Source organism: Falsiroseomonas oryzae, from assembly GCF_027856955.1.
Lineage (GTDB): Bacteria > Pseudomonadota > Alphaproteobacteria > Acetobacterales > Acetobacteraceae > Falsiroseomonas > Falsiroseomonas oryzae.
The window spans coordinates 1-7,655 of the sequence record NZ_JAPSMD010000260.1 but is presented as its reverse complement, the minus strand read 5'-3'; the positions used below and the strand labels follow the sequence as shown (position 1 = coordinate 7,655).

7 protein-coding genes and 1 pseudogene are annotated in these 7,655 nt (G+C 73.6%); 6 read left to right on the top strand and 2 right to left on the bottom strand.

Translation table 11 applies throughout. The features are described 5' to 3' along the window. Positions 1-210, top strand: a pseudogene (locus OZN99_RS20780) (ArsR/SmtB family transcription factor); the annotation flags it as partial. Positions 211-357: 147 nt separating this feature from the next. On the opposite strand, the gene OZN99_RS20775 reads toward OZN99_RS20780, so the two are convergent. Then, the gene (locus OZN99_RS20775; RefSeq protein WP_270937165.1) at positions 358-1,272 is read right to left on the bottom strand and encodes a LysR family transcriptional regulator; all 915 of its coding nucleotides are present in this window, start codon (positions 1,270-1,272) and stop codon (positions 358-360) included. A 135-nt stretch (positions 1,273-1,407) separates the two neighbouring features. Between OZN99_RS20775 and OZN99_RS20770 the strand changes: the two genes are divergently transcribed. Genes OZN99_RS20770 through OZN99_RS20760 form a run of 3 tightly spaced genes read left to right on the top strand, consistent with a single transcriptional unit; the run spans position 1,408 to position 3,556 of the window. Further along, entirely contained in the window at positions 1,408-1,983 is a 576-nt protein-coding gene (locus OZN99_RS20770) for a carboxymuconolactone decarboxylase family protein (protein ID WP_270937164.1), read from the top strand. Further along, positions 1,983-2,639 (top strand): peroxiredoxin-like family protein, encoded by a 657-nt coding sequence (locus tag OZN99_RS20765; protein WP_270937166.1) that lies wholly within the window; start codon positions 1,983-1,985, stop codon positions 2,637-2,639. Before OZN99_RS20770 ends, OZN99_RS20765 begins: the two co-directional genes overlap by 1 nt. Then, positions 2,636-3,556 (top strand): DMT family transporter, encoded by a 921-nt coding sequence (locus tag OZN99_RS20760; RefSeq protein ID WP_270937163.1) that lies wholly within the window; start codon positions 2,636-2,638, stop codon positions 3,554-3,556. Before OZN99_RS20765 ends, OZN99_RS20760 begins: the two co-directional genes overlap by 4 nt. Positions 3,557-3,919: 363 nt before the next feature. Here the strand turns inward: OZN99_RS20760 and OZN99_RS20755 are convergent, their stop codons facing one another. Continuing rightward, on the bottom strand, positions 3,920-4,852 hold the full coding sequence (locus OZN99_RS20755) for a Gfo/Idh/MocA family protein (RefSeq protein ID WP_270937162.1): 933 nt from the start codon (positions 4,850-4,852) through the stop codon (positions 3,920-3,922). 143 nt (positions 4,853-4,995) lie between these two features. Between OZN99_RS20755 and secD the strand changes: the two genes are divergently transcribed. Then, positions 4,996-6,582, top strand: a complete 1,587-nt coding sequence (gene secD, locus OZN99_RS20750) for a protein translocase subunit SecD (RefSeq protein ID WP_270937161.1) — start codon at positions 4,996-4,998, stop codon at positions 6,580-6,582. Positions 6,583-6,606: 24 nt separating this feature from the next. Beyond that, positions 6,607-7,557 carry a protein translocase subunit SecF gene (gene secF, locus OZN99_RS20745; protein WP_408611878.1) on the top strand — a complete coding sequence of 317 codons (951 nt, stop codon included), beginning with the start codon at positions 6,607-6,609 and terminating at the stop codon, positions 7,555-7,557. The last annotated feature ends 98 nt before the right edge of the window (positions 7,558-7,655 follow it).

The following is a 7,655-nucleotide window of genomic DNA, read 5'->3' as shown; positions in this document are numbered from 1 at the left end:
GGCGGCCGCCTGTTCTGCCGGCCCTGCCTCGACTGGTCGGAGCGGCGACCGCATGTCGCGGGCGTGCTCGGCGCCGCGCTCTGCGCGCGCTGCTTCGAGCTGGGCTGGGTGCGACGGCGCGCCGGCGGCCGGGCGCTGGAGATCACGCCGCCGGGCTGGCGCGGCTTCGCGGAGGCGTTCGGCATCGCGCAGGGGGACCTGCGCGGCTAGAGCAGCGCCCATACGGGTGGAACCGCTGCGCGGTTTGGCCGTACGGGCATAAGCCGCTTCAGAGGCGTCGCTTCTGGAGCACGGCCTTCCGATCGGCCGATTCCAGCCGATCGGAACGTGCTCGAGGCCCGCCCCAGGCGCCCGCGGTCACGCGCCGACATGGTCGCTGAGCGACGGGTCCAGCCGGAACTCGTTCGCCAGATGATCCACAACCGCGCGGACCCGCGGCGGCACCTGGCGGCGCGTCGGAAACACCGCCTGGATCGGCAGCAGCGTCGGCGTCCAGTCCGGCAGCACCGGCACGACGCGGCCGTCCCGCAGCTCCTCGGCAAACAGCCAGATCGGCGCGAGATACAGCCCCATCCCGGCCAGCACCGCGGCCCGCACAGCCTCGCTCGAATTCGCGCGGAAACGGCCGCGCACGGGCGCCATCACCCGACCCTCTGGCCCTTCGAAGGGCCACGCCTCGCCGGTCGCGAGCCCGGTGAACAGCAGGCAGTCGTGCCGCACCAGATCCTCCGGCCGCTCGGGCGTGCCGGCGCGCGCCAGGTAGCCCGGCGTCGCCACCACGGCGCGCCGCGTCATCCCGATGCGCCGCGCCACCAGCGCGGGATCGGTGATCGCGCCGATCCGGATGGTCGCGTCCAGCCCCTGCTCCACCAGGTCGGCCGCGCCGTCGGCCAGGTGCAGCTCCATGCTCAGCCCGGGATGCTTCGCCAGCAGTGGCGCGAGGCGCGGCACCACATGCAGCCGCCCGAAGGCGACGCCCGCCCCGAGCCTGACGCGTCCCGCAACCTCCCCGCGCTGCGCGCCCAGCAGGCCGAGCGCGGCTTCGGCGGCCTCCAGCGCCGCGCGCGCCTGGTCGAGGAAGGCGATCCCGTCCTCCGTCAGCGACACGCCGGTGGAGGAGCGGTGCAGCAGCCGCGCGCCGAGCCGCGCCTCGAGATCCGCCACCTGGCGCGACACCGCGGGCTGCGAGGCGTTCAGCGCCCGCGCGGCGGCGGAGAAGCCGCCAAGCTCGGCCACGCGCACGAAGGTGCGGAAGTGCAGCAGCAGGTCCATCCACGCCGATGCTGCCAGCGGCAGGGTCATCCGGAAAGCGGATAGGGGGAAGCCGGCGGCGCCGCGATCCGTCCGGCCGCGCAAGACGGCACAGATCGGCCACGGCGATCGCGCCGCATCGCCAGGAGGACCCCGATGGCCAGCTTCCCCACCCACACCCCCGACACCGCGCCGGAGGCCGCGCGCGCCACGCTCGCCGGCATCAAGGCCGGCTGGGGCTTCGTGCCCAACCTGCATGCGAAGCTCGCCGAGGCGCCCGTCGCCCTCGACGCCTACAACGGCCTGTTCGACGCCTTCGGCAAGACCAGCCTGACCCCGGCCGAGCAGCAGGTCGCCTATCTCACCGTCAGCGCGATCCATGAATGCGAGTACTGCGTCTCCGGCCATTCCGTGCTGGCGGCAGGCGCCGGCCTGGACGCCGCCACCATCGAGGCGCTGCGCGAGGGCACGACGCTGCCGGACGCGAAGCTCGAGGCGCTGCGCGCCTATGTCGCGGCGATGGTGAACCTGCGCGGCCGCGTGCCGCCCGGCGTGCTGGAGACGTTCCTGGCCGCCGGCTACGCCAGCCGCCAGGCGCTGGAGCTGCTGGTCGCCATCGCGGCCAAGACGATCAGCAACTACGCCAACCACCTCACCGGCACGCCGCTCGACGCCTTCATGGCGAAGACCGCCTGGGTGGCCCCGTCCCGCCGGCGGAAGGCGGCGGCGTGATGGGCGCCGAGGGGATGGGGCTCCAGGCCGAGCTCGACGCCTTCCGCGCCGAATGGGCGCGCAAGGCCCCGGAGGAAGCGCAGGCGCTGATCGCCGCGCGCATCGCGGACCAGCGCGCCGCCGAGGCGCGCATCCTGCCCGAAGGCGCCGTGCTGCCCGACATCGTCCTGCCCGACGCCACCGGCGCGCCGCGCCGGCTGCACGACCTGGCGCCGGCGGTGATCGTCTTCTACCGCGGCGGCTGGTGCCCGTACTGCAACCTGCAGCTCCGCGCCTGGCAGACGCGCCTGCCCGACCTGGCGGCGCGCGGCGCGCGGCTGGTCGCCATCAGCCCGCAGGCGCCGGACGGGACGCTCTCGACCGTCGAGCGGAACGCGCTCGGCTTCCCCGTGCTGTCGGACAGCGAGGACGTGGCGGGCGCGGCCTTCGGCGTGAGCCATGCGCTGCCCGAAGACCTGGTCGCGCTCTACCGGCGGTTCGGTCATGCGCTGGAGGTGGTGAACGGCCGGGCGGGCTGGCGGCTGCCGATGCCCGCGACCTTCGTCGTCGGCCCCGACCGCCGCATCGCCTTCGCCCAGGCCGAGGCGGATTACCGCCGGCGCGTGGAGCCCGACGCGGCGCTGGCGGCGCTGGACCGCCTGGCGGTGCCGGCATGACCGCGGTCGCGATGCGCCTCGCCGGCGGGATGGCGGCGATGCCGGCGCTGGCCGGCCTCGCCTGGGGATTTGCAGCCGCGGTCATCTGGGGCGGCTACCTCGCCTTCGCCCGTGCCGGGATCGTCGGCGGGCTCGCACCGCTGGATTTCGCGCTGCTGCGCTACGGCACCGCGGCGCTGCTGGTGCTGCCGCTGTTGCCGCGGCTCGGGCTGCGGGACCTCGGCGGGATCGGCTGGCGGCGCGGCGCGGTGCTCGCGCTCTTCGCCGGGCCGGCGTTCATCCTGCTCGGCACCTGGGGCTATCGCTACGCGCCACTGGCGCATGGCGCCGTGGTGCAGCCGGCCGTCGTCACCATCGCCACCATGCTGCTGGCGATGCTGGTCCTGAAGGAGCGGATCGCGCTGCCGCGCTGGGCCGGCGTCGGCATCGTCGTGGCGGGGCTCGCCCTGGTGTCCGGTGCCGGCATGGCCGGCGGCGAGGCCTGGCGCGGCGACCTGATCTTCGCCGCGGCGGGGCTGCTCTGGGCGCTGTTCACCATCGCCGCGCGCCGCTGGCGGGTGGATGCCTGGCGCGCCACGGTGGCGGTCGCGCTGATCGGCGGGGCGGCGGCAGTGCCGCTCTGGCTGGTCTTCGGCGACGCGCCGCGGCTGGCGGCGCAGGGGGGCGGTGTCATCGCGACGCAGGCGCTGGTGCAGGGCGCACTGTCCGGGCTGCTCGCGGTCTTCGCCTTCGGCCGCGCCGTGACGCTGCTCGGGCCGGCCCGCGCGGCGATGTTCCCGGCCATGGTTCCCGGCCTCGCGGTGCTGGCCGGCATCCCGGTCGCGGGCGAATGGCCCGAGCCTGTGCAGTGGCTGGGCCTCGCCACCGTGCTTGCCGGGCTCCCCTTGGCGATGGGGCTGGTCGCAAGGCGCCGCTGAGATGCGCCGGCCGCCGCAAGCTTGCGGCGGCCGCCGCGCCGGACGGTGATGCCGGACGCGCAAGCCGGCCCCGGGGCCGCGGGCCGCGAGCCGTGGCCGCGACGGGATCCCCGCCTTCACGTCACCCGCAGCTGTGCCGCGATTCCGCTGGACCCGCCCGGATAGCCCGGGGCATCTTAGGATAAGATGCCTTGCCGCCCTGCCCGGGCCGGCGCGCTCTTTGACCGCGTGAATCCGCCCGGGTTCCCCACCTGACCGGTCAGTCCATTCCGGAAGAGAGGGGAATTTGTCCGAAGCCGGCGCATCGCGAGCGGCCAAAGCGGCAAAGTGGCAAAGCGCCAAAGCGGCGCGGCCGCCCCCGCCTCACCCGATCGCCGCCTCCACCGCCAGCGCCGCGGCCAGCGCACGCCGCCCGGCGGCCGCGTCCACCTCCGGCGGCACGCCGTCCAGGCAGGCGGCGGCGAAGCCGGCCTGCTCGGCCTCCAGGCTGTCATGGTCTGTCCAGGTCGCCCGGTCGATGCCATGCGCCGGCATGTTCGCCACCGGCTCCGCCCCGCCCCGGCGCAGCACCGCGAGGCTGCGGCCGAGAAAGTCCACCGCCATCTCCCCCTCCCGCCCCAGCACGCGCAGCCGCCGCTCCATGGCCAGTGAGACGCGGGAGGCCGTGATCACCGCCGCGCGGCCGGAGGGGAAGCGCAGCCGCGCCACCGCGAAATCCGGATGGTCGGAGACGACCCGCGCGCCCACCGCCTGCACCTCTGCCGGCTCCTCCCCGGCCAGGGTCAGGACCAGGTCGATGTCGTGGATCATCAGGTCCAGCACCACCGAGACATCCAGGCTGCGCGGCCGGAAGGGCGCGGCGCGCATCGCTTCCCACGACACCGCGTCCTGCCTGCCCGGCGCCGCGACCACGGCGCGGAAGGCCGCCGAGAAGCGCTCGATATGGCCGACCTGCAGTACCCGTCCCCGCTCCGCGGCCAGCGCGGCCAGCGCGTCGGCCTCCGCCAGGGTGGCAGCGAGCGGCTTCTCCATGAACAGGTGCCGCCCGGCGCGCAGCACGGCTTGGCCCAGCGCGAAGTGGAAGCGCGTGGGCGCGGCGACGATCGCGGCGTCGGCCACGGCGATGGCGGCGTCCAGCTCCATGGCGGGTGCGCCGGCCTCGGCGGCCACGGCTGCGGCGCGGGCGGGGTCGGCGTCGTGCACCGCGACCAGCTCCGTGCGCGGCCCCTTCGCCGCCTTCAGCGCATGGAAGCGCCCGAAATGCCCGGCCCCCAGCACCGCCACCCGCAGTTTCATCGCCCCACCCTTCGGCACCCGGTCCGGCATAACCCGGGCTTGCATCGGGGGGCACCCCCGCGCATGTTCCCGGCGCAAAGGCCCAACCTGTCTCACGGCGGGGGACAGGGCTGCCACACAGGGATCCAGGCTCGTCTCAGGCCATGATGTATTTCGCCCGCTGGAAGGCGCTCGCCATCGTCGGCGTCTGCCTCCTCGGCGTCCTTCTCTCGGTGCCGAACCTCCTGCCGCGCGAGAGCCTGCCAAGCTGGGCCCGCCAGATCAGCCTGGGCCTGGACCTGCGCGGCGGCTCCTACCTGCTGCTGGAGGTCGACACCTCCGCCATGGTGCGGGAGAGGCTTGAGTCGCTGGTGGACAGCGTCCGCCGCGGCACCGCGAGCGCCAATCCGCGCATCCTCTACACCGGGCTGAACGCCAACCCGGCGGAGCGCCGCGTGTCGCTGCGCGTCTCCGACCCCGCGCGCGCGGGTGACGTGGCGCGCATCCTGCGCGAGGCGGCGATCAGCGTGAATGCCGGCGCAGGGTCCCAGCAGCCCGACATCGAGGTGACCACCGCGCCCGACGGCACCGTCACCGCGACGCTCACCGAGGTGGCGCTGCGCAACAAGGCGTCGTCGGCCGTCGAGCAGTCGCTCGAGATCGTGCGGCGGCGCATCGACGAGAGCGGCCTGGTGGAGGCGCTGATCGCCCGCCAGGGCCAGAACCGCATCCTGGTGCAGCTGCCCGGCGTCGAGGACCCGGCCCGCATCAAGGACCTGCTCGGCCGCACCGCGCGGATGACCTTCCACCTGCTGGACGAGGCGGCGAACCTGCAATCCGCCACGCCGCCGCCCGGCACCATGTTCCTCGCCGGGGAACGCGGCCAGGAGCGCTTTGCCGTGCGCCGCCGGGTGGAGGTGGACGGCGCCAACCTGAACGACGCCCGCGCCGGCCAGGACAGCCGCAACGGCGAATGGGTGGTGAACTTCACCTTCGATTCCGTCGGCACGCGCCGCTTCGCCGAGGTGACGCGCAACAATGTCGGCCGGCCCTTCGCCATCGTGCTGGACGACAAGGTGATCACCGCGCCGGTGATCCGCGAGCCGATCACCGGCGGCCGCGGCCAGATCAGCGGCAGCTTCACCGCGCAATCGGCCAACGACCTGGCCGTGCTGCTGCGCGCCGGCGCCCTGCCGGCGCCGCTGACCGTGGTGGAGGAACGCACCGTAGGGCCGGAGCTCGGCGCGGATGCGATCCGGGCGGGGATCGCCTCGCTCGCGGTCGGCACCGCCTTCGTCTTCCTCTACATGGGCCTGGCCTACGGCTTCTTCGGCTGGCTCGCCAATGTCGCGCTGCTGGCCAACGTGATCATCATGATCGGCATCCTCAGCGTGATGGGCGCCACGCTGACGCTGCCCGGCATCGCCGGCATCGTGCTGACGCTCGGCACCGCGCTCGACGCCAACGTGCTGATCAACGAACGCATCCGGGAGGAGGTGAAGCTCGGGCGAACGCCGATCAGTGCCCTCGAGGCCGGGTTCAGCAAGGCCTCCGGCACGATCCTTGATTCCAACCTGACCAACCTGATCGCGATGGGCTGCCTCTATGCCTTCGGCAGCGGCCCGGTGCGCGGCTTCGCGGTGACCGTCGCAATCGGCACGGTGGTGCAGATGTTCACCGCCACGGTGGTGGTGCGGCTGATGGTGGCGAGCTGGTACCGCCGCCGCCGGCCGCAGGCCCTGCCGGTCTGAGGGGGAGGACGCGCGATGTTCCGCCTGCTCTCCCGCCCGCTGTTCCGGCTGGTGCCCGACAACACGAAGATCCCCTTCATGAAGGGGGCGGTGATCGGGCTGATCGTCTCGGCGCTGCTCTCCACGGCCTCAGTGATCCTCGCCTTCTATCCGGGCCTCGAGCGCGGGATCGACTTCAAGGGCGGCATCGTGATGGAGGTGCGCACGCCCGGCCCGGCGAATCTGGCGCAGCTGCGCGCCGCCGCTTCCGCGCTCAACCTGGGCGATGTCGGCCTGCAGGAATTCGGCGCGCCCGACCAGGTGCTGATCCGCCTGCCCGTGCAGTCGGACGAGGCCGGCACGCAGACCGCCGTGAACCGCGTGCGCGCCGCGCTGGAACAGGCCGCGCCCGGCACCCGCGTGCTGCGCGTGGAGGCGGTGGGCAACCGCGTCTCCGGCGAGTTGTTCCGCGGCGGCATGATCGCGTTGGGCATCAGCTTCCTGGCGATGCTGCTCTACATCTGGTTCCGCTTCGAATGGCAGTTCGGCGTGGCGGCGATCGTCACGCTGTTCCTGGACGCCACCAAGACGGTCGGCTTCCTGGCGCTGACGCAGATCGAGTTCAACCTGCAGACGGTCGCTGCGATCCTGACCATCATCGGCTTCTCGGCCAACGACAAGGTCGTGGTGTTCGACCGCATGCGGGAGAACCTGCGCAAGTACAAGCAGATGCCGCTGCGCGACCTGGTGGACCTCTCCATCAACGAGACGCTGAACCGCTCTCTCGGCACCTCCGCCACGCTGTTCCTCTCGGCCGTGCCGCTGGCGCTGTTCGGCGGCGACACGCTGGGCGGATTCGCCTGGACCATGCTGTTCGGCATCGTCATCAGCGCCTCCTCCTCGGTGTTCATCGCCGCGCCGATCGTGCTGTTCACCGGTGCCAAGGCGCTGCGGAAAGGCGAGGCGGCGCAGCCCGCCGGCGCTCCCGCGGGGTGAGGACCGGCCGGCGCGCCCTGGCCGGGATACTCGCGGGGCTGGCCCTGCCGGCCACCGCGCGTGCCGGCCGCCGCGACGCCGTCCCGCTGCTGGTGCCT

Excerpts from the sequence above, each read along its gene's own strand:
- OZN99_RS20775 (WP_270937165.1), bottom strand. The coding sequence starts at position 1,272 with ATGGACCTGCTGCTGCACTTCCGCACCTTCGTGCGCGTGGCCGAGCTT.
- OZN99_RS20770 (WP_270937164.1), top strand. The coding sequence starts at position 1,408 with ATGGCCAGCTTCCCCACCCACACCCCCGACACCGCGCCGGAGGCCGCG.
- OZN99_RS20765 (WP_270937166.1), top strand. The coding sequence starts at position 1,983 with ATGGGCGCCGAGGGGATGGGGCTCCAGGCCGAGCTCGACGCCTTCCGC.
- OZN99_RS20760 (WP_270937163.1), top strand. The coding sequence starts at position 2,636 with ATGACCGCGGTCGCGATGCGCCTCGCCGGCGGGATGGCGGCGATGCCG.
- OZN99_RS20755 (WP_270937162.1), bottom strand. The coding sequence starts at position 4,852 with ATGAAACTGCGGGTGGCGGTGCTGGGGGCCGGGCATTTCGGGCGCTTC.
- secD (WP_270937161.1), top strand. The coding sequence starts at position 4,996 with ATGATGTATTTCGCCCGCTGGAAGGCGCTCGCCATCGTCGGCGTCTGC.